The sequence below is a fragment of the Bradyrhizobium sp. USDA 4501 genome, assembly GCF_054062115.1.
This window is the reverse complement of sequence record NZ_JBSSEX010000001.1, coordinates 7,468,868-7,487,244: the sequence shown is the minus strand read 5'-3', so window position 1 is coordinate 7,487,244 and position 18,377 is coordinate 7,468,868. Positions and strand designations below refer to the sequence as shown.

At 66.1% G+C, this 18,377-nt stretch carries 14 protein-coding genes; 5 read left to right on the top strand and 9 right to left on the bottom strand.

The features are described from left to right. Positions 1-29: 29 nt before the first annotated feature. Positions 30-1,442 carry a mannose-1-phosphate guanylyltransferase/mannose-6-phosphate isomerase gene (locus ACVWZM_RS34500; RefSeq protein ID WP_253589836.1) on the bottom strand — a complete coding sequence of 471 codons (1,413 nt, stop codon included), beginning with the start codon at positions 1,440-1,442 and terminating at the stop codon, positions 30-32. Between the two features lie 352 nt (positions 1,443-1,794). Here ACVWZM_RS34500 and ACVWZM_RS34495 point away from each other — a divergent pair, with 352 nt between their 5' ends. Together ACVWZM_RS34495 and ACVWZM_RS34490 are read left to right on the top strand one after the other, a co-directional pair. Further along, a complete protein-coding gene (locus ACVWZM_RS34495; RefSeq protein WP_253589835.1) occupies positions 1,795-2,781 on the top strand; it encodes a lysylphosphatidylglycerol synthase transmembrane domain-containing protein in 987 nt (328 codons plus the stop codon). A 10-nt stretch (positions 2,782-2,791) separates the two neighbouring features. Next, positions 2,792-3,802 (top strand): MraY family glycosyltransferase, encoded by a 1,011-nt coding sequence (locus tag ACVWZM_RS34490; RefSeq protein ID WP_225644519.1) that lies wholly within the window; start codon positions 2,792-2,794, stop codon positions 3,800-3,802. A 5-nt stretch (positions 3,803-3,807) separates the two neighbouring features. Here ACVWZM_RS34490 and ACVWZM_RS34485 read toward each other — a convergent pair whose 3' ends face one another. From ACVWZM_RS34485 to rfaD, 6 genes are all read right to left on the bottom strand, one after another. Continuing rightward, the gene (locus ACVWZM_RS34485) at positions 3,808-4,749 is read right to left on the bottom strand and encodes an NAD-dependent epimerase/dehydratase family protein (protein WP_225644518.1); all 942 of its coding nucleotides are present in this window, start codon (positions 4,747-4,749) and stop codon (positions 3,808-3,810) included. Beyond that, positions 4,746-5,960 (bottom strand): glycosyltransferase family 4 protein, encoded by a 1,215-nt coding sequence (locus ACVWZM_RS34480; RefSeq protein ID WP_253589834.1) that lies wholly within the window; start codon positions 5,958-5,960, stop codon positions 4,746-4,748. Before ACVWZM_RS34480 ends, ACVWZM_RS34485 begins: the two co-directional genes overlap by 4 nt. Before the next feature lie 48 nt (positions 5,961-6,008). Beyond that, positions 6,009-7,922 carry a nucleoside-diphosphate sugar epimerase/dehydratase gene (locus tag ACVWZM_RS34475; protein WP_141340692.1) on the bottom strand — a complete coding sequence of 638 codons (1,914 nt, stop codon included), beginning with the start codon at positions 7,920-7,922 and terminating at the stop codon, positions 6,009-6,011. A gap of 85 nt (positions 7,923-8,007) precedes the next feature. Next, complete coding sequence (locus ACVWZM_RS34470) at positions 8,008-9,288, bottom strand: O-antigen ligase family protein (RefSeq protein WP_456855706.1); 1,281 nt, start codon at positions 9,286-9,288, stop codon at positions 8,008-8,010. 8 nt (positions 9,289-9,296) lie between these two features. Further along, positions 9,297-10,769, bottom strand: coding sequence for a D-glycero-beta-D-manno-heptose-7-phosphate kinase (gene rfaE1, locus ACVWZM_RS34465; RefSeq protein ID WP_456855705.1), 1,473 nt, complete (start codon positions 10,767-10,769; stop codon positions 9,297-9,299). 18 nt (positions 10,770-10,787) lie between these two features. Further along, a complete protein-coding gene (rfaD, locus tag ACVWZM_RS34460) occupies positions 10,788-11,768 on the bottom strand; it encodes an ADP-glyceromanno-heptose 6-epimerase (RefSeq protein WP_253589831.1) in 981 nt (326 codons plus the stop codon). 136 nt (positions 11,769-11,904) lie between these two features. Between rfaD and waaF the strand changes: the two genes are divergently transcribed. Then, positions 11,905-12,969, top strand: coding sequence for a lipopolysaccharide heptosyltransferase II (gene waaF, locus ACVWZM_RS34455; protein ID WP_456855704.1), 1,065 nt, complete (start codon positions 11,905-11,907; stop codon positions 12,967-12,969). Here waaF and ACVWZM_RS34450 read toward each other — a convergent pair. Further along, positions 12,951-13,991: a glycosyltransferase family 4 protein gene (locus tag ACVWZM_RS34450; RefSeq protein ID WP_456856821.1), complete on the bottom strand. Its 1,041-nt coding sequence runs from the start codon at positions 13,989-13,991 to the stop codon at positions 12,951-12,953. The genes waaF and ACVWZM_RS34450 overlap by 19 nt on opposite strands. Positions 13,992-14,129: 138 nt before the next feature. Between ACVWZM_RS34450 and galE the strand changes: the two genes are divergently transcribed. Both galE and ACVWZM_RS34440 read left to right on the top strand, forming a co-directional pair. Continuing rightward, entirely contained in the window at positions 14,130-15,143 is a 1,014-nt protein-coding gene (gene galE, locus ACVWZM_RS34445) for a UDP-glucose 4-epimerase GalE (protein ID WP_456855703.1), read from the top strand. Between the two features lie 109 nt (positions 15,144-15,252). Continuing rightward, positions 15,253-17,064 (top strand): ABC transporter ATP-binding protein, encoded by a 1,812-nt coding sequence (locus ACVWZM_RS34440; protein ID WP_057016717.1) that lies wholly within the window; start codon positions 15,253-15,255, stop codon positions 17,062-17,064. Between the two features lie 6 nt (positions 17,065-17,070). Here ACVWZM_RS34440 and ACVWZM_RS34435 read toward each other — a convergent pair whose 3' ends face one another. After that, complete coding sequence (locus tag ACVWZM_RS34435) at positions 17,071-18,249, bottom strand: dipeptidase (RefSeq protein WP_456855702.1); 1,179 nt, start codon at positions 18,247-18,249, stop codon at positions 17,071-17,073. Between the last annotated feature and the right edge of the window lie 128 nt (positions 18,250-18,377).

Below are 18,377 nucleotides of genomic sequence, written 5' to 3'. Positions count from 1 at the left end.
CTCGGTCTTGAGCGCGGGGCCCGCTCGCCTCAGGTGCGCCGATAGTCATCCTCGATGCGGATAATGTCGTCCTCGCCGAGATAGCTGCCGGTCTGCACCTCGATCAGCTCGAGCTGGATCTTGCCCGGGTTCTCCAGCCGGTGCACCGCGCCGATCGGGATGTAGATTGATTCGTTCTCGTGCACCGTCTTGATCAGCTCGTTGACGGTGACCTGCGCGGTGCCGCGCACCACGATCCAGTGCTCGGAGCGGTGATGGTGCTTCTGCAGGGATAGCCGTCCGCCCGGCTTGACGACGATGCGCTTGACCTGGTGGCGATCGCCATTGTCGACCGACTGATAGGAGCCCCAGGGGCGATGCACCTTGATGTGATTCTCGGTCACCTCTGGCGCCGCCACTTTCAATTTCGCGACCAGCCGCTTCAGCCCGTTGGCGTCCTTCTGGCGTGACACCAGCACGGCGTCCTGGGTCGCGACCACGACGAGATCGTCGACGCCTTCGAGCGCAACCAGCGCCCGGTCGGTCGAGACGTTACAATTGCGGGAGTCCTCGAACACCGCAGTGCCGCGCGCAGCGTTGCCGAGGCTGTCCTTGTCCGACAGCTCCCAGACCTGGCGCCACGAGCCGATGTCGGACCAGCCGCACGCCACCGGCACCACCGCGGCACGCGATGTCTTCTCCATGACCGCGTAATCGATCGAGATCGCCTTTGCCGCGCCGAAGGCCTGCGCATCGAGCTTGACGAAGCCGAGATCGCGCGCCGCCGACGCAACCGACTGCTCCACCGAGGCCACGCTGTCCGCATCGACATTGCGGTACTCGTCGAGCAGCACGCCGGCGCGGAACATGAAGTTGCCGCTGTTCCAGAGATAACCCGCATCGATATAGCCCGCCGCCGTCGCGGCATCCGGCTTCTCGACGAATTTCGCCACCGCGCGCACCTCGCCGGCGACCACCTCACCCGGGTTGATGTAGCCGTATTCGGTGGCCGGCCGCTCCGGCTTGACGCCGAACGTCACGATGCGGCCGGCGTCCGCAGCCACCAACCCGCCGCGGCACGCGGCGACGAAGGCCGCGGTGTCCCGCACAAGATGGTCGGCGGCCAGCGCCAGCACGATCGCTTCGCTGTCGCGGCTCTGCGCGAACGCCGCACCGGCCGCAATCGCCGGCCCCGAGTCGCGGCGCATCGGCTCCAGCAGCACGTCGGCCTCGCGGCCGATCTCGGCCAGCTGCTCCAGCACCATGAAGCGATAGGCCTCGTTGGTGATCACGATCGGACGCTCGAACAGGCCGGCGTCGGAGACTCGCAGCAGCGTCTCCTGGAAGGTCGAGCGGGTCCCGAACAGCGACAGGAACTGTTTCGGATGCACCTCGCGTGACGCCGGCCACAATCGCGTGCCTGCGCCGCCGCACATGATCAGGGGAATAATTCGTCGATCCATCGATGCCTCAAATCCTGTCGTGCAAGTCCTGTCGTATCCGCCTGCGGACGGCACACCAAATCGGCCCGGGCTGTCGCGGCCGGCGGCCCTGTCGCCTCGGAAGCACTATCCAAGCAGTAGCACGCGCCCCCCGCGCGTCTGGTCGGATTTTACCGGTAACGTAAACCCCCGGTGAGTGGCCGGCCGTCCCCCGTTCCGGCCTCTTTAGCCACCCCTTCGCGCCTGCCGCAATAGGGACCAGTACGGGTATTGCCAGATCGGCGCGGAAACCATACCAAGGCGGCGAATTTGGGCGCGCGAAAGCGTTTTGCGCTGTTTTTGACACATTCTGAAACCTGGCAGCCGAACGGAAATGCGCCGAATCCTGCTTTCGACCGTCAAGATCCTGATCTCGGCAGCGCTGCTCTATTTCTCGCTGCGCAAGGTCAATCTGTACGACCTTGCCTCCCGTATCCAGGTCGAGAGCCTGGGCTGGCTCGGCCTCGCGATCGCGGTCACGTTCCTGCAGATCTTCCTCGGGGTGTTGCGCTGGCGGGAGATCAGCGTGGAGTGCGGAGCCCCGCTGGAGACAGGCCAGGCCATGCGCTTCAACGTGATCGGCACCTTCTTCAACCAGACACTGCCGTCCTCGATCGGCGGCGACGCGGTCCGGCTTTGGCTCGTCGCGCGCGCCGGTGCGGGCTGGCGCGCAGCCACCTATTCCATTTTCGTCGATCGCGCGATCGGACTGATCGCCCTCGCCGTCGTCATCGCCGCCACCCTGCCCTGGAGCTATCGGCTGATTTCCGATTCCCACGGCTGGATGGCGTTGCTGCTTCTCGACCTCGCCGCACTCGCGGCCGGATTTGGCTTCCTGCTGATCGGCGTGTTGCCGTGGGCCTGGCTGAAGCAATGGTGGGCGACGCATCACATCCACGCCTGCGCGGTCATCGCGAACCGGGTGTTGTTCAGCCGCAAGCACGGATTGAGGGTCGCAATTCTCTCGATCGCCATTCACGTCGTGACCGTCGTGATCGCCTGGTGCGTAGTGAAGTCGATCACGGCCCCCGTCACCTTCGGCCAGATCTTCCAGTTGTTGCCGCCGGTGATGCTGATCACGATGATGCCGATCTCGATCGCGGGCTGGGGCGTACGCGAGGCCACGATGGCGCTGGCCTTCGGCTATGCCGGATTGATCGCCAATGAGGGCGTCAACATCTCGCTGTTGTTCGGCGCGGTATCGTTCGTGGTTGGCGTGTTTGGCGGCCTGGTCTGGATCCTGAGCCCGGAAAAGGCCGCCAAGGGCACAGAACCGATCGAAGTCCCGGGATCGCAATCGCGAGTCCCGGGATCGCAATAGCCGGACCAGAATGAGCGCTTTCGAAATCCTCCTGTCATTGATCGCGGCGGTTCTGGCTGCGTCGATCTCGGCTGTCCTGATCCAGGCGACGCGGCCGCTGCTGCTGCGTGTGGCGCTGGCGAAGCCGAATGCGCGCTCGTCGCACCGTATTCCAACGCCGCAGGGTGCCGGCATCGCGGTCACGGCGGCGACGCTGCTGGCGGGCGGAATCGTCATCGTCCTGGCCGGATCGCAGAACCTGACGATTCCCTTCATCGTGTTCGCGGCCTGCCTGTTCATCGCGGTGGTGGGTTTTGCCGACGACATCCGCTCGCTGCCCGTCGTCCCGCGGCTGCTGCTGCAGGCCGCCGCCGTTGCGGCCGTGGTGTTTTCCGCGCCTGATGGTCTCAGGCTGGTTCCGGCCGGCCCGGTCTGGCTCGAACGCGGCCTGCTGCTGATCGCCGGCCTCTGGTTCGTGAACCTCGTCAACTTCATGGACGGGCTCGACCTGATGACCGCGGCCGAGGCCGTGCCGATCACCGTGGCGATCGCCCTGCTCGGCAGCTTCGGCTATCTCCCCGCAGCTCCCGCGCTGGTCGCGGCAGCGCTGTGCGGCGCGCTGCTCGGCTTCGCGCCGTTCAACCGACCGGTCGCAAGGATATTCCTCGGCGATGTCGGCAGCCTGCCGATCGGCCTGCTGCTCGGCTGGTGCCTGCTCGAGCTCGCCCTGCACCGGCAGTTCGCCGCCGCGCTGCTGCTGCCGCTGTATTATTTGACGGATGCGACAGTCACGCTGTTTCGCCGCATGGCGCGGCGCGAGCCGTTCTGGGCCGCGCATCGCTCGCACTTCTACCAGCGCGCGACCGACAATAGATTCACGGTGTGGCGCGTCGTCGGCGAGGTGTTTGCGCTGAACGCGGTGCTGGCGCTGCTCGCATTCACCTCGGTCGCCCTCAATTCGCTCACTGCGGACATCGCGCTGCTGCTGGCCGGCGCGCTCGCCGTCGCCTGGCAGCTGCGGCGGTTCTCCCGACCGCTCTGATCGCCTCAGCTGTCCATTTGACGCAGCGCGCGCCGCAGCCCCTCGTCGAGGCTGATCGGCTGCTGCCATCCGGTGCCCGCGATCTTGGAAAGATCGAGCTCGAGCGAGGCGAACAGGCTGTCATAGGCTTCCTTGCGGCCGCTGATCCCGAGCGCCATCTTCAACAGCAGCGGCGGCAGCCAGAACAGACGCGGCGAGGTGTCCGCCGCCCGGGCCAGACGCTCGACGAATTCCCGCGTCGAGACTTGCTCGCGGTCAGCCACCAGGAACACGTCGAAATCATCTCCCGGGTGCGACAACCGGTGCAAGATGAACGACGCGAGGTTTTCCGCCGACACGAACGCGCGGCGATTCTTCACATAAGCGAGCGGTAGCGGCAAGCCATTGAGCACCGCGCGCTTGAGCAGGGCGAAATTTCCCTTCGCACCGGCCCCGTAGATTAGCGGCGGCCTGATGACGGTCACCCTCATGCCGCTGCCCGGCACAATTTCCTTCAAGCCGACCTCGGCGGCCGCCTTCGAGTTTCCGTAGAGGCCGCGCGGCGTCAGGACATCGTCCTCGCGAAACGGAGGACGCCCGTAATTGCTGCGCCCATGCACCAGGATCGTGCTGACGAAAATGAAATCGCGAATGCCCGCAGCGGCCGCGGACCGCGCCAAATGCAGCGTGCCCTCGATATTGACGTTGCGATAGAGCTCGATCGCGCGTTCGTCGGACTGCTGATGAACGCGGGCCGCAAGATGCACAACCGCCTCCACCCCGTCGAGCGCGGCGCGCCAATCGGTGGCGGGACTGAGCGAGCCGATCATCACGTCGTTTGCATCGCGCGGTGGAGTTCGCACCGCGCGTCGCACCACCCAGCCGCTGCGCGCCAGCGCGGGCACCACATGGCGGCCGACAAAGCCGCTGGCGCCCGTGACCAGAACCGTCCGGTGACCATTATTCATACCGTCCGCTCCACATCGCGATTGGATAGCAGCTCCCGGACCAGCGCAGCGTAGCTCGCGAGCGCCCGCTCGGGACTGAAGTTCCGCGCGGTCGCGACGGCGCGCTCGGCCATCGCGGCGTCCTGCGATCGCGACGCCTGGCGGATGGCTTCGGCGAGTTGATCGGGCCTTCCCGGCGTGACGACCCAACCGAGCCGGTTTTCGCTGACGGTGAGCGCAGCCTCGGCCTCGGGCTCGGAGACGAGAATGACGGGCCGGCCGGCAGCGAGCAGATTGTAGAACCGGCTCGGCACCGACACGCCGGCGACGTCCTTGCGATAGGGAATGAGCCAGACGTCTGCGCTGGAGAGCAGCGCATCCAGCTCGCTGTCCGCGACGCGGTCGACCAGCGTAACGTTGGCAAGCCGCGCGGTGGCCCGCAGCTCCTTGAGCCGCGCGAAGCCGATGCCCCATCCCGAGAGCAGAAAATGGATCTCGCCTTCGTCACGCAACAGCCGCGCGGCCTCGAACACGATGTCCGGATCGTGGGTGAAGCCGAGATTGCCGGACAGCCCGACGACGAAGCGCGCGGCGATGGCCTTGCGAAACGGATTTTCGGGGCTCACGGGACGGTCGCCGGGCGCGAGCGTGGCCCAGTTCGGGATGAACCTGATCTTGTCCTGTGTCATTCCGCCATAGCGCAGCAGCAGCTTCTCGGCGTCGCGGCCGATCACGATGACAGCGTTCAGGGCGCGGAACATCAGCGCGTTGATCGCGCGCATCGCCCGCGCGACCAGCGAGGACGGCCGCAGCAGCCCGGCCATCACCAGCACATCGGGAAACAGGTCGTGCAGGATCAGCGCCGACTTGGCCCCCTTCAACCTTGCCGCGGCGGCAACCGCATAGGGCAGCGCGAAGGGAGCGGTCACCGTCAGCGCAACGTCGCCCCGCTTCAGGCGCGACAACAGCGCAAAAAAGATCCGGCCGGTGAACAGCGCCTCAGCCAGCGCGCGCTTGATCAGCGCCGCCTTTCCCGGCAGCCAGTTCCTGATCTCGACGACGGCGGGACGCCCGGGCGCCGGCGCCCGCGCCGAGCCCGGCATCCCGGAGACCACCATCACCTCCGACTCCTGCGCGATCCGTTCGGCGATCGCAGACATGATCGCGGCGGTCGTGCTGTGGTCCGGCGGATAGTGCTGGCTGACGACCACGACTTTTCGAGAACTACGCATCAATGGCTTTCGAAACGGTCCTGTCTCGGCGTCCGCAGAACGGCGCGGTCAGGCGGCATTCGATCCGAACTCGGGCACGGCGTCCTGAAGGACGGCGCGGATGGTCACACGGTCATCTCTCTCGATCGCATCCTCCAGCGCCGCGAGCCACTTGCGCAGCGTCGACATCGGAGGCTGGTTCGGCTTGGCCGCCATGACGCCGGCGACCCCGATCTCGAGCGTCGGCTCCTGGCTTGCGAACAGGATCTCGTTCAGCCGCTCGCCGGGGCGGATGCCGCTGAATACGATCTCGACGTCGACGCCGGGTTGCAGGCCCGACAGACGGATCATCCGCTCGGCGAGATCGACGATCTTCACCGGTTGCCCCATGTTCAGCACATAGACAGAGACGTCAGGCCGCGCCGGCGTCACGGCGTGCGTCGCCGCGGTGATCACGAGATCGCAGGCCTCGCGGATCGTCATGAAGTAGCGAACCATGTCCGGATGGGTCACCGTGATCGGTCCGCCGGCCTCGATCTGCGCCTTGAATTTCGGCACCACCGATCCGTTGGACGCCAGCACATTGCCGAACCGCACCGAGATCAGCCGCATGTGCGGCTTGCCCTTTGCCTCGGTCATCAGGTCATGGTCCAGCGCCTGGCAATACATCTCGGCGAACCGCTTGGTCAGGCCCAGCATCGACACCGGCTCGATCGCCTTGTCGGTCGAGATCATCACCATCGCGCTCGCGCCCGCGGCATGCGCGGCGTCGGCCACGTTCACCGACCCGAAGATGTTGGTCTTGACCCCTTCGCTCCAGTCGCGCTCCAGGATCGGCACATGCTTGAGCGCCGCGGCATGGAACACGATGTCGGGCTTGAACTCGCTCATCAACCGCGTGATGCGCTCGCGATCTCGGATATCGGCGATCCGGCCCTCGATCTCGGGGCCGGAGTCGCGCGCGGACAGCGCCTCGGTGACCGCATAGAGCGCCGGCTCGGAATTCTCCACGACCAGGAGGCGCGCGGCGCCGAAGGTCGCGACCCGTTCGCAGATTTCGGCACCGATCGAGCCGCCGCCGCCGGTGACGATGACGGACTTGCCCCTCACCAGCGTCTCGAGCCGCGCGTAGTCGATCTTCTGGCTTGGGCGCAGCAGCAGGTCCTCGACCGCGACGTTGGTCAGTCGCGGCGCGTCGCCGCCCTCCAGCGACGGCAGGCGACTGACCATCACGCCGAGCCGCCTGGCGCGCATCAGCACGCTTTCCGGATGCGCTTCGGGTTCGAAGGCCGACGGTGTCATGACCACGCGCTTGATCGGCCGCTGGCGGGTCTCGAAATCCCGAATCACGGCCTCGATGTCGTCGACGCCGCCGACCACGGGAATGTTGCGGATCATCTGGCCGCGGTCGGCGTCCGACGGCGAGAGCACGCCGACCGGCCAGAGCCGCTTGATGGCGCCATTCTCGATGCCGCGCAGCACGACTTCGGCATCGGCCGTACGTCCGACCAGCAGCGCCGACGCGGCATTGTCTGATCGAGCATGCAGCCGCGTGCGCGAATAGCGGAAATAGCGGTAGCCGAGGCGCAACGCGCTCAGCGCGAACACCTCGAGGAAGAAGAACAGGATGATCGTGACCCGGCCGAGGAACACCGGGCTTTGCGAATTCGTTCCGGTGAAGAAGTAGACGTAGTCCAGCACGACCAGTGCCAGCGTCAGCACGGCTGCGACCCGCAGGATATTCACCGCGTCCGGCAGCGAGGTGAAGCGCCATTTCGCCGTGGTCAGATTGGAGAAATAGCTGACGAAAACGCTGAACAGCACGAACCAGGGCAGAATCAGCAGCAGATGCGGCAGTCGATCGGTAAGGAGGCTGCCCTCAAAACGCAGATAGAAGCTCGCCAGCAACGCAAACGTCGTCGCGAGCGCGTCATGCAGCAAAATCAGGAAGTTGCGCAGGGTAAATTGTGAAAGACGCGTCATCTAACGGACGGGTTGCCGGCAACTGGGAGTTTGCGGTGAGACATTTGGCAGGCTGATAGCGTATCTGCAGCGCCCTTGCCAGCGATCATGGATGAGCAGGAGGTTCGGGTTCCATATCGGCCCGCAATTGCCCCTTCAACGCCATGCCGCCCGCGACCCCGACGCCCAGTACATACATCCAGCCTTCGTGAAAGTCGAAGATGTGTGAATTAAACAACGAACTCGTAATATTCTGTACCACGACGAGAAGCCCGATCCAGTTGACGAGGCCGTCGCCGCGGAACAGCAAGAGGTGCAGCAGCCACATCGCATACAGGATCGCCACACCCACAATGCCCCACTGCACGGCGACGTTCAACGTTTGATTGTGAGGGTTGCCGATCACCTCGCCGGAGGCCTGGGTCACACCACCCGTTGCCACGCGCTCGAATAGGCCCCGGGTCGCTCCGGTGCCATGGCCGATGACCGGGGCCTCGGCGAAGAAGCCGAGCGACTTTCGCCAGAATTCGAGCCGCAGACCGACCGAGGTCGGCTCGTTGCGCTGCATGTAGAGCTTGTAGTCGCGCTGGAATGACTCGGCCGTCGAGCGCAATTGCGGCGAGCCATACCACGCCACCACGGCTAACGCAGCGGCCGCGCAAAGGATCAGGACGATGCTGCGCCAGCGCAGATGGAGCAGCGCAAACACCGCGAACATAATCGGAACCGTCACCAATGCAGTCCGCGACACCACCACCATCGCCATGTTGGCGAACAGGCTGAGCGCAATCGCAATCAGCAACATGGCCGGCAGGATGCGTTTGGCCCGCAGCAGCATCACGACCGGATAGGCCAGCGCGACCGCGCACAAGGTGAATTCCTGGCTCTGGTCGATGTAGTTCTTGACGAAAACTCCCTGCTCACCCGGCGCAGGCGCCCTCAGCGCGAGGTGCGGATAGGCAAGCACCAGCCAGGACATCAGCATCAACAGCGTGCAGGAGACCAGGAAAGCGACGAACACCCAGGTCCCGCGGGCCGAGCGCTGAAAATGATAGAGCAGGACCGGCAGCACGAGGAGCTTTGCGGTCGGCCCGACCGCGTAGAATCGCGCGCCCCAGGCCGCGTCCGACCAGAGCGTGCCGACAAGCGCGAGGCAAAACAACGCGACTGGCGCCAGGCAGATCGGCCGCTTCAGCAGCGCCCAGAACGCCTTCAGATCGACCGTCGGCGCAATCGCGATCAGCAGCACCACGCCGAAGATGCCGACCAGCGAGGTCGACCACGGCAGCGACAGCGCGATCAGGACCGCGACCACATCGGTCGCGGTCTGCCAGCGCGCCGGATCGCGCCAGGCCGGACACGCCGCGGCGCCTGCCGGGGATGCCATGCTTGCGCTCACGCCTTGCCCTCACGGGCCCGCGCAACCAGCGACGTCGTGCTGTGGCCGGGCAGGATCTCGACCAGCATCACCTCGCCGCCGGCGGCTTCGACGATCTCGTGGCCGACCACCTGCTCTCGGGTATAGTCGCCGCCCTTGACCAGCACGCTCGGCCGCACCTGCGTGATCAGATTGATCGGCGTGTCCTCCTCGAAGATCGCGACGAGGTCGACGGCTTCCAGCGCCGCCAGCACCTCGGCGCGGGCGCGCTCGTTCTGCACCGGACGCCCCTCGCCCTTCAGCCGCTTCACCGAGGCGTCGCTGTTCAGCCCGACGACGAGGCGATCACAGGCGCCGCGCGCGGCGGTCAGCACCTTGACGTGGCCGGGATGCAGGATGTCGAAGCAGCCATTGGTGAAGCCGATGCGCAGATCCTGCCTGCGCCACTCCTCGAGGCATGCATCGATGTCGCCGCCGGCCGGGACGATCTTCTCCTCGGCCGCCAGCGAAGCGTGCGGCAGGATCCTTCGGCGCAATTCGGCGGACTTGACGATCGCGGTACCGGTCTTGCCGACCGCAACCGCCGCCGCCGCGCTCGCGATCCGCAGCGCGCCTTCCCAGTCGGCGCCGCCCGCCAGCGCCAGCGCCAGCGCCGCGGCAACGGTATCGCCGGCGCCGGAGACGTCGCGTACCTTGACCGGCAGCGCCGGCACATGGATCGAACCGCCGCCCCGCGTCACCAGCGTCATGCCGCGCTCGCCCTGCGTCACCAGCATCGCCTCGCAATCCGCGAGGTACATCGCATCGGGCGCGGCCTGCGCGATGCTGTCCTGGCTGTCGGCGCGGCTGCGGGTCGCCTCGGCGAATTCCTTGCGGTTCGGCGTCAGCACGGTCGCCCCGCGATAGATCGCGAGATTGGCGCTCTTGGGGTCGACGATGACGCGCTTTTGCGCCTGGCGCGCCGCGTCGATCACATTGCGGATCACCCGCGCGGTGAGCACGCCCTTGGCGTAATCCGACAGCAGCACGATGTCGGCCCGCGCAAGCCGCGGCAGGATCGCATCGATCAGCTGCTGCTCGATGGCCGGCGCGGCCGGCGCGGCGAACTCCCAGTCGGAGCGCAGCATGTGGGTCGAGAATTGCTCGGAGACGAAGCGCACCTTGCGCGTGGTCGGACGGGCGGCGTCGCGCACCAGCACGGTCTCGATAGCTGGCTCCTTCGCCAGCGCCTCGGCCAGCACCGCGCCGGCGGCGTCCTCGCCGATCAGGCCGACGAAGATGCAGCGCCCGCCAAGCGCGGCGATGTTGCGCGCGACGTTGCCGGCGCCGCCGATATTGGTCTCGCTGCGCCTGACCGCGATCACCGGCGCCGGCGCCTCCGGCGAGATTCGCGACACCTCGCCGTAGACGAACTCGTCGAGCATGAGGTCGCCGACGCACAGCACGGTCTGGCCGGACATCGCACGCGAGATCGCTTCAAAATCGAACATCAGTCACCGTCATCCGCTCTAGCGATAGCGATCCGCGCGATCGAGAAAGCCCTTCACATAGGCCCCGACTGCGTCTTCCAGGCGAGTGAAGCCGCCATTGTATCCGGCGCGCCCGAGACGATCGACTACGCTCTGGGTGAAGTACTGGTAGCTGCCGCGAATCTGCTCGGGCATGTCGACATACTGGATGTTCGGCTGCAGCCCGAGCGCGCCATAGGCCGAGACGATCAGGTCCTTGAAGCTGCGCGCCTTGCCGGTACCGACATTGAACAGCCCGGAGACCCGCGGCGTCGCGATCAGCCACATCATCACCCGCACGACGTCGTCGACATAGATGAAGTCGCGGCGCTGATCGCCGTCGGCGATGCCCTCGCAATGCGACTTGAACAGCTGCACGACGCGACCCGCCTTGATGTCGTCGAAGCGGCGCGCGAGCACGCTCATCATCGGGCCCTTGTGATATTCATTGGGGCCGAACACGTTGAAGAATTTCAGCCCGGCCCATTGCGGCGGCAGAGGCTCGCCCTTCGCCGCGCGCTCGGCGACCGCAAGGTCGAACAGGTTCTTGCTCCAGCCGTACAGGTTCATCGGCCGCAACCGCTTCAGCGCCTCGACCGATGCGTCATCGTCAAACCCCTGTTCGCCGTCGCCATAGGTCGCGGCCGAGGAGGCATAGAGGAACGGCGTGGCATTTGCCGTGCACCAGTCGAGCAGCCGCATCGAGAGACGGAAATTGGTCTCGATCACCAAGTCGCCGTCGGTTGCCGTGGTCTCGGAGATGGCGCCGAGATGGATCACGGCGGTGAGCCGCCGCCCCTTCAGCCAGTCGCCAAGCTCGGCCGGCGGAACGACATCGGCAAGCTGGCGCTTGGCCAGGTTCCGCCACTTGCCGTCCTGCCCAAGCAGATCGCAGACCGCGACGTCGCTGCGCCCGGCGTCGTTCAACGCGGCCACGACGTTCGATCCGATAAAACCGGCGCCCCCGGTTACCAGAAACATGATGAAATCCCGCCAGATTCCTTTGCGGCCCGTCAGCTTTGCCCCACTCCCGCGTCGCAGGCAACGACGGCTTTACCTCTCATCGCGAACCGGTTACCGACTTGGCCGCGCCCGACCGGTCCTGGCCTATTTAGAAATGAATATTGATTCAATATCTGATATCGAAACACAGGATACCGGGGATACCAGACCTATCCTCGTCGTGCCCTATGTTTGGATCGGCGATTTCGTGCGCGGCCACACCGTGGTCAGGGTGCTCCGCAAGCGCTGGCCGAACCGGCCGATCGACCTTCTGACATCCAGGCTTTGCGCCCCTTTGGTCGATTATATGCCCGATGTTCGCGCCGGGATCGTGTCCGACCTGCCGCGCAGCCGGCTGGCGCTGGCCCAGCAGCAGGCGCTCGCGGCCGAGCTTCGCCGACGGAACTACGCCACCGCGCTGGTGCTGCCGCGGACCTGGAAGGCCGCTCTCGCACCGGCGCTGGCGGGCATCCCGGAACGGGTGGGCTTCTTTGGCGAGGTGCGGTTCGGCCTGATCAACGCGATGCGATGGGGAGAAAAGCAGCAGCCGCGCTTCATCGACAAGAACGCGATCCTGGCGCTGCCTGACGGCACTGCCCGCCCGCCGGAGTGGCCGGCGCCGCAGCTTCGGGTTCCCGCGGACGAAATCGAACGCTGGCGGCAGGCTAACGGCCTCGGCCGCGGTCCCGCCATCGCGCTCGGCCCCGGCTCGGTCGGCGCCTCGAAACGCTGGACCTATTATCCGGAGGCGGCGCGCCTGTTCGCCGAACGCGGCTTCGACGTCTGGGTGGTCGGCGGCCCCGGCGAGAAGGCGCTGGCGCAGGAGATCACGGCAGCCGGCGGCGCGCGGGTCCGCGACCTCACCGGCACCGATCTGCGCAACGGCATCGTTGCGATGGCCGCGGCCAGCGTCGCTGTGACCAACGACTCCGGGCTGATGCACATCGCCGCCGCAATCGGCACGCCGACCATGGGCATCTTCGGCCCGACCGATCCTTATCTCTGGGCGCCCCTCAACGGCCTCGCCGCGACCGTGCTGCAGACCAGGAGCAAGCTGTCGTGCCAGCCGTGCCAGCGCACGGTCTGCACCATGAACGATCATCGCTGCATGCGCGATATCGCACCCGAAGAGGTCGTGGAGATTGCACAGCGCGTGCTGGCTCAGGTCAGCGCGCGGTAGACCTTGGCGATCGCGTTCGCCTCGGCATCGAGGCTGAACTTATCCACAACTCGTTGCCGCGCCCGCGCCCCCATCGCCGCGGCCGCTGCCGGATCGCGCATCAACGGCTCGAGCGCGGCCACCAGCGCGTCGGCATCGCCAGGCGGCGTCAGCACGCCGGTGACGCCGTCCTCGACGACGAACTCGGCCGCGCCGGCGCGCGCCGCCACCAGCGCCGCGCCTGCCGACATCGCCTCGATCAGGGTCAGGCCGAAACCTTCATTGCGCGAGGTGAAGGCGTAGATCGTCAGCCGCTGGTACCAGCGCACGACATCCTCGATCGGCAGTTCGCCCGTGATGATGATGCGCGATTGCAGGCCGGCGGCCGCGATCTTGCGCTTCAACTCGTTGGCAAAGGCCAGTTGCTCCGGCACCACGGCGCCGACGATGACGGCGGTGAAATCGGGATAGCGCGGCAGCAGCCTGCACATCGCCTCGACGAAGACGTCGCTGCCCTTCTGCGCGCGCACCCGCCCGAAGCAGCCGATCGCATAGCGTCCCGGCAGTCCGCTCTCGGCGAAGGCTGCCGCGCGATCGGCCGGCGGCGCATAACGATCGGTGTCGACGCCGTGCATCACCACTGTCGCGTCACGCTTCAGATAGGAGGCCGACAGCGGACTGGTGGCGATGATCGCATCCATGTTGCGGATCAGCCAGCGCGTCAGCCAGGTGTGATGGCGCTGCGCGGCCGAGGTGAAGATCAGTTTCAGCGGCCAACCGAGCGCGCGCAGCGCGAGCCCGACGATCATCTCGTCGTTGCGCCGCGCATGCCAGATCAGCGGCGATGCGCGCCGCCACAGGTGCAGGAGATCGGCAAATCCGATCGCGTCGATGCCGTCGGGCCGATGCGGGCCGAGCCAGGCTGCGCGAAACATTTTGGCGAGCTTCGGCGCGACCATGCGGTTGGTCGCGGTAACACCCGAATAGCGTCGGTGCAGATTGGGCACGATGAGCTCGAGCTCGCCGGCAGGTGTGTTCTCGATCGGCACTCAAGTCTCCGTTTCGTGCCTGTTCCTATACGCAACATTAAGCATAGTGGCCAGTTCGGCCGCGGCGAAACCCCCTCTTCACCGCACTCCCGCTAGCATCACCGGTTAAAGAACATCGGGAGAGCTCTATCCATGACCGTGCTCGTGACCGGCGGCGCCGGCTATATCGGAAGTCACATGGTTCATGCGCTGGTCGATGCCGGCGAGAGCGTCGTCGTGGTCGACAACCTTTCCACCGGCTTCTCCGCGTTCCTGCCCGAAGGCGTGCCGCTGTTCATCGGCGATGCCGGCGACGAAAATCTCGTCGAGGGCGTGATCGCCCAGCACGGCATCGACAGCATCATCCATTTCGCGGGCTCCGTCGTGGTGCCGGACTCGATGCGCGATCCGCTCGGCTACTACCGCAACAACACCATGACGACCCGCAGCCTGCTCAACGCGGCGGTGAAGGGCGGCGTCGGCCGCTTCATCTTCTCCTCGACCGCGGCCGTCTACGGCAATCCGGACCAGGTGCCGGTGCCGGAGATCGCATCGACGCGTCCGCTGTCGCCCTACGGCTCGTCGAAGCTGATGACCGAGATCATGCTGCACGACGTCGCGTCCGCTCATGGCATGAGCTACGTCGTGCTGCGCTACTTCAACGTCGCCGGCGCCGACCCGAAGGGCCGCGTCGGCCTTGCCACCATCGGCGCCACCCATCTGCTCAAGATCGCGGTCGAGGCCGCGACCGGCCAGCGCGCCAAGATCGACGTGTTCGGCACCGACTATCCGACCCAGGACGGCAGCTGTATCAGGGATTTCATCCATGTCAGCGACCTCGTCGAGGCGCATCGCTCGGCGCTGTCCTATCTGCGCGCCGGCGGGCAATCGGTGACGATGAATTGCGGTTATGGCCGCGGCTATTCCGTGCTCGAAACCATCGAGGCGGTGCGCCGGGTCTCGATGCGCAATTTCGCGGTCGCCTACGCCGCGCGCCGGCCCGGCGACATCATGACCATGGTGGCCGACACGACAAGGATCCGCTCACTGCTCGACTGGGCGCCGCGCTACGATGATCTCGAGACCATCGCGAGCCACGCACTGGCCTGGGAGGAGAAGCTGTTCCGGGAGCGCGCCGGCTCCGCGCGACACGCGGAATCGGCCTAAAAAACAAACCGTTATCAAGCAGTTATTGTGCTTGAAAAAGCCCCGCCAAGCGGGCAAGGAGGTCCCGCAACCCTGACGGCCGGCGCTGCCCGCCGTCAATGGAACGCGGATGGCCCAGTTTCCAAAGAAAATCACCGACGATCCCTATGGCGCGGCGATCCTGATTCGCCGCCTGGTCATGGAACAAGGGATTACCTATTGGCGGCGCTATCTGACAGCGTTCGCCCTGATGGCCGTTGCTGCCGGCTCGACGGCCGGCGCCACCTACGTGCTCGGCCAGGTGATCAACCAGGCCTATGTCGACAAGAACATCCCCGGCATCGCGATGTTCGCCGGGATCACGGTGGTGCTGCTGTTCATCAAGGGCGTGGCGACCTACGGCCACATGGTGATCCTGAACAAGATCTCCAACGCCATCCTCGCCAGCAACCAGCGGCAGCTATTCGCCAAGCTGATGAGCGAGAGCATCGGCTTCTTCTCGCAACGGCACTCGTCGGAATTCCTGGCGCGGCTGACCGCCGGCGCCAAGTCGATCACCGACGTACTCAACATGCTGGTCAACGCGATCGGCCGCGACTTCCTGATGCTGATCAGCATGGTCGCCGTCATGGTCTGGCAGGACCCGCTGATGTCGTTCATCGGGCTCGTGGCAGTGCCGCCGGCGATGCTGATGCTGCGCAGGCTGGTGAAGCGGATCAAGGGGCTCGCCTACAACCAGTTCACCGGCACCGCCGACATCATGGAGACGATGCAGGAATCGCTGCAGGGCATCCGCACCGTGAAGGCGTTCACGCTGGAAGGCACCATGCAGCAGCGGATCGACGAGCACATCGCAACCGTCGAGAGCAATGCCAACAAGATGGCACGCGTCGCCAACCGTTCCAATCCGCTGATGGAAATGCTCGGCGGCTTCGCGGTCGCCGGCTGCCTGATGTATGGCGGCTACAGCGTGGTGGCGCTCGGTTCCACGCCGGGCCAGTTCTTCACGTTCCTGACCGCCTTCCTGATGGCGACCGAGCCGGCCAAGCGGCTGGCGCGGCTCAACATCGACCTCAACAGCCAGCTGGTCGGCGCGCGGATGCTGCTCGAGGTGGTCGATAGCCCGGCGAGCGAACAGTCCGATGACGGCAAGCCTGCGCTGAAACTCTCCGAGGCGCAGATCGAACTGCGCGACGTCAGCTTCGCCTATCGGCCGGGCGAGCCGGTGCTGAACCGCATGAGCTTCGTGGCCGAGCCCGGCAAGGTGACCGCGCTGGTCGGCCCCTCCGGCGGCGGCAAATCCACCGTGCTGGCCTTGCTGCTTCGTTTCTACGAGACGCGCGAGGGCGACATCCTGATCGACGGACAGCCGATCTCGTCAGTGTCGCGCAAGTCGCTGCGGCAGCAGACCGCCTATGTCGGACAGGACGTCTATCTGTTCCGCGATACCATCCGCGCCAACATCGCCTTCGGCAAGCAGGGCGCCACCGAGCAAGAGATCGTCGACGCCGCCAAGGCCGCCTGCGCGCACGACTTCATCATGAGCTTCCCGCTCGGCTACGACACGCCGGTCGGCGAGCACGGCACCCAGCTGTCCGGCGGGCAACGCCAGCGCATCGCGGTCGCCCGCGCGCTGATCAAGAACGCGCCGATCATCCTGCTCGACGAGGCCACCGCCGCGCTCGACTCGGAGTCCGAGAAGCAGGTGCAGGAAGCGATCGAGCATCTCTGCCAGGGCCGCACCACAATCGTGATCGCGCACCGCCTGCACACCATCATGCATGCCGATGCGATCCTGGTGGTCGAGGGCGGCGAGATCGTCGAGCGCGGACGGCACGAGGAGCTGCTGCGCCGCGGCGGCCGCTACGCCTCGTTCTTCCGCCTGCAGCACCACCACGACCCGTCGCCGCTGGCGCTGGCGCCGATCAGCGCCACCGGCTAGAGCCTGTCATCCCCTCCGGGCAATGCCTGCGCGCAGCACGCGCAGGACATTGCCACCCATCACCTTGCGGATGTCGTCCTCCGAGAACCCGCGCGACATCAGCGCCTGGGTCACGGCGACGATCCCGCCGGCATCGAAGCCCGTGGTGGTCGAGCCGTCGAAATCCGAGCCGAGGCCGACATGGTCGATCCCGACCAGGTCGCGGACATGGGCGATCGCCCGCGCGACATTGTTCGGATCGAGCGAGCAGACCGCGCCTTGCCAGAAACCGATGCCGACCACGCCGCCGGTCCGCGCGACACCCCGGACTTCGTCGTCGGTGAGGTTGCGGTTGACCTTGCAGGTCGCCTGAACGCCGCCATGGCTCGAGACCACCGGGCGCGTCGCCATCGCCAGCACCTCGGCGACCGCCGCGTGGCTCGCATGCGCGAGGTCGACGATCATGCCCATCGCCTCCATCCGCTGCACCACCTGCCGGCCGAGCGGCGTCAGTCCGCCCTTTGCGACGCCGTGCATCGAGCCCGCGACATCATTGTCGAAGAAGTGAGCGAGACCGGCCATTCTGAATCCGGCGGCATAGAGCACGTCGAGATTGGCGATGTTGCCCTCGATGTCCTGCAAACCCTCGATCGAGAGCATGCCGCCGACTACCGTCGCGCCGCTCTTGCGGTCGGCGAGCAGGCGGTCGAGGTCGGCCGGCGTTGCGATCAGGCGCAGCCGCCCGGTGGATTGTTCGGCGAAGCTCCGCAATTTCTCTGCATGCCACAGCGAGCGCTGCAGCAACGAGAACCACGTCCGTGGCGGCTGCAGATCGATGATGGCGAGGTTCGTGATGGTGTCGGTGTCGGCGCCGTTGGCATCATAGTTCTGGCCCTTGGGCGACTTGGTGACCGACGAGAACACCTGCAGCGCGTAGTGTCCCTCGATCAGGCGCGGCAGGTCGATATGGCCGCGATCGGATCGCGCGATCAGGTCGCGCTTCCACAGCAGGCTGTCCGCATGCATGTCCGCCACGTCGAGCGACGCCTGCAGGGCCGTAGCGGCGGGCGTGATATCCAGCGCCACGCGCTGGACCCTGTTCTGCGCCCGGTCGATCCGCTCCGGGACGACCGTGAAAAAGCGAACGGCGGCGGCGATCAGGACCACAACGATCAGCACCAGGCCGATCGAAAGCCATTTCCTCATGGACACCACCGCCTTTGTCGACCAAAGGCGGCTGCGCTCGGCGGAAAGCTGGCCTCACCTCTGCGCCGGATGCAGCCGCGGCCACTAGCCCTGAGCGGCGTAAGCGCGTAAATACCGCCCGCGCTCCC

Excerpts from the sequence above, each read along its gene's own strand:
- ACVWZM_RS34500 (WP_253589836.1), bottom strand. The coding sequence starts at position 1,442 with ATGGATCGACGAATTATTCCCCTGATCATGTGCGGCGGCGCAGGCACG.
- ACVWZM_RS34495 (WP_253589835.1), top strand. The coding sequence starts at position 1,795 with ATGCGCCGAATCCTGCTTTCGACCGTCAAGATCCTGATCTCGGCAGCG.
- ACVWZM_RS34490 (WP_225644519.1), top strand. The coding sequence starts at position 2,792 with ATGAGCGCTTTCGAAATCCTCCTGTCATTGATCGCGGCGGTTCTGGCT.
- ACVWZM_RS34485 (WP_225644518.1), bottom strand. The coding sequence starts at position 4,749 with ATGAATAATGGTCACCGGACGGTTCTGGTCACGGGCGCCAGCGGCTTT.
- ACVWZM_RS34480 (WP_253589834.1), bottom strand. The coding sequence starts at position 5,960 with ATGCGTAGTTCTCGAAAAGTCGTGGTCGTCAGCCAGCACTATCCGCCG.
- ACVWZM_RS34475 (WP_141340692.1), bottom strand. The coding sequence starts at position 7,922 with ATGACGCGTCTTTCACAATTTACCCTGCGCAACTTCCTGATTTTGCTG.
- ACVWZM_RS34470 (WP_456855706.1), bottom strand. The coding sequence starts at position 9,288 with ATGGCATCCCCGGCAGGCGCCGCGGCGTGTCCGGCCTGGCGCGATCCG.
- rfaE1 (WP_456855705.1), bottom strand. The coding sequence starts at position 10,769 with ATGTTCGATTTTGAAGCGATCTCGCGTGCGATGTCCGGCCAGACCGTG.
- rfaD (WP_253589831.1), bottom strand. The coding sequence starts at position 11,768 with ATGTTTCTGGTAACCGGGGGCGCCGGTTTTATCGGATCGAACGTCGTG.
- waaF (WP_456855704.1), top strand. The coding sequence starts at position 11,905 with ATGAATATTGATTCAATATCTGATATCGAAACACAGGATACCGGGGAT.
- galE (WP_456855703.1), top strand. The coding sequence starts at position 14,130 with ATGACCGTGCTCGTGACCGGCGGCGCCGGCTATATCGGAAGTCACATG.
- ACVWZM_RS34440 (WP_057016717.1), top strand. The coding sequence starts at position 15,253 with ATGGCCCAGTTTCCAAAGAAAATCACCGACGATCCCTATGGCGCGGCG.
- ACVWZM_RS34435 (WP_456855702.1), bottom strand. The coding sequence starts at position 18,249 with ATGAGGAAATGGCTTTCGATCGGCCTGGTGCTGATCGTTGTGGTCCTG.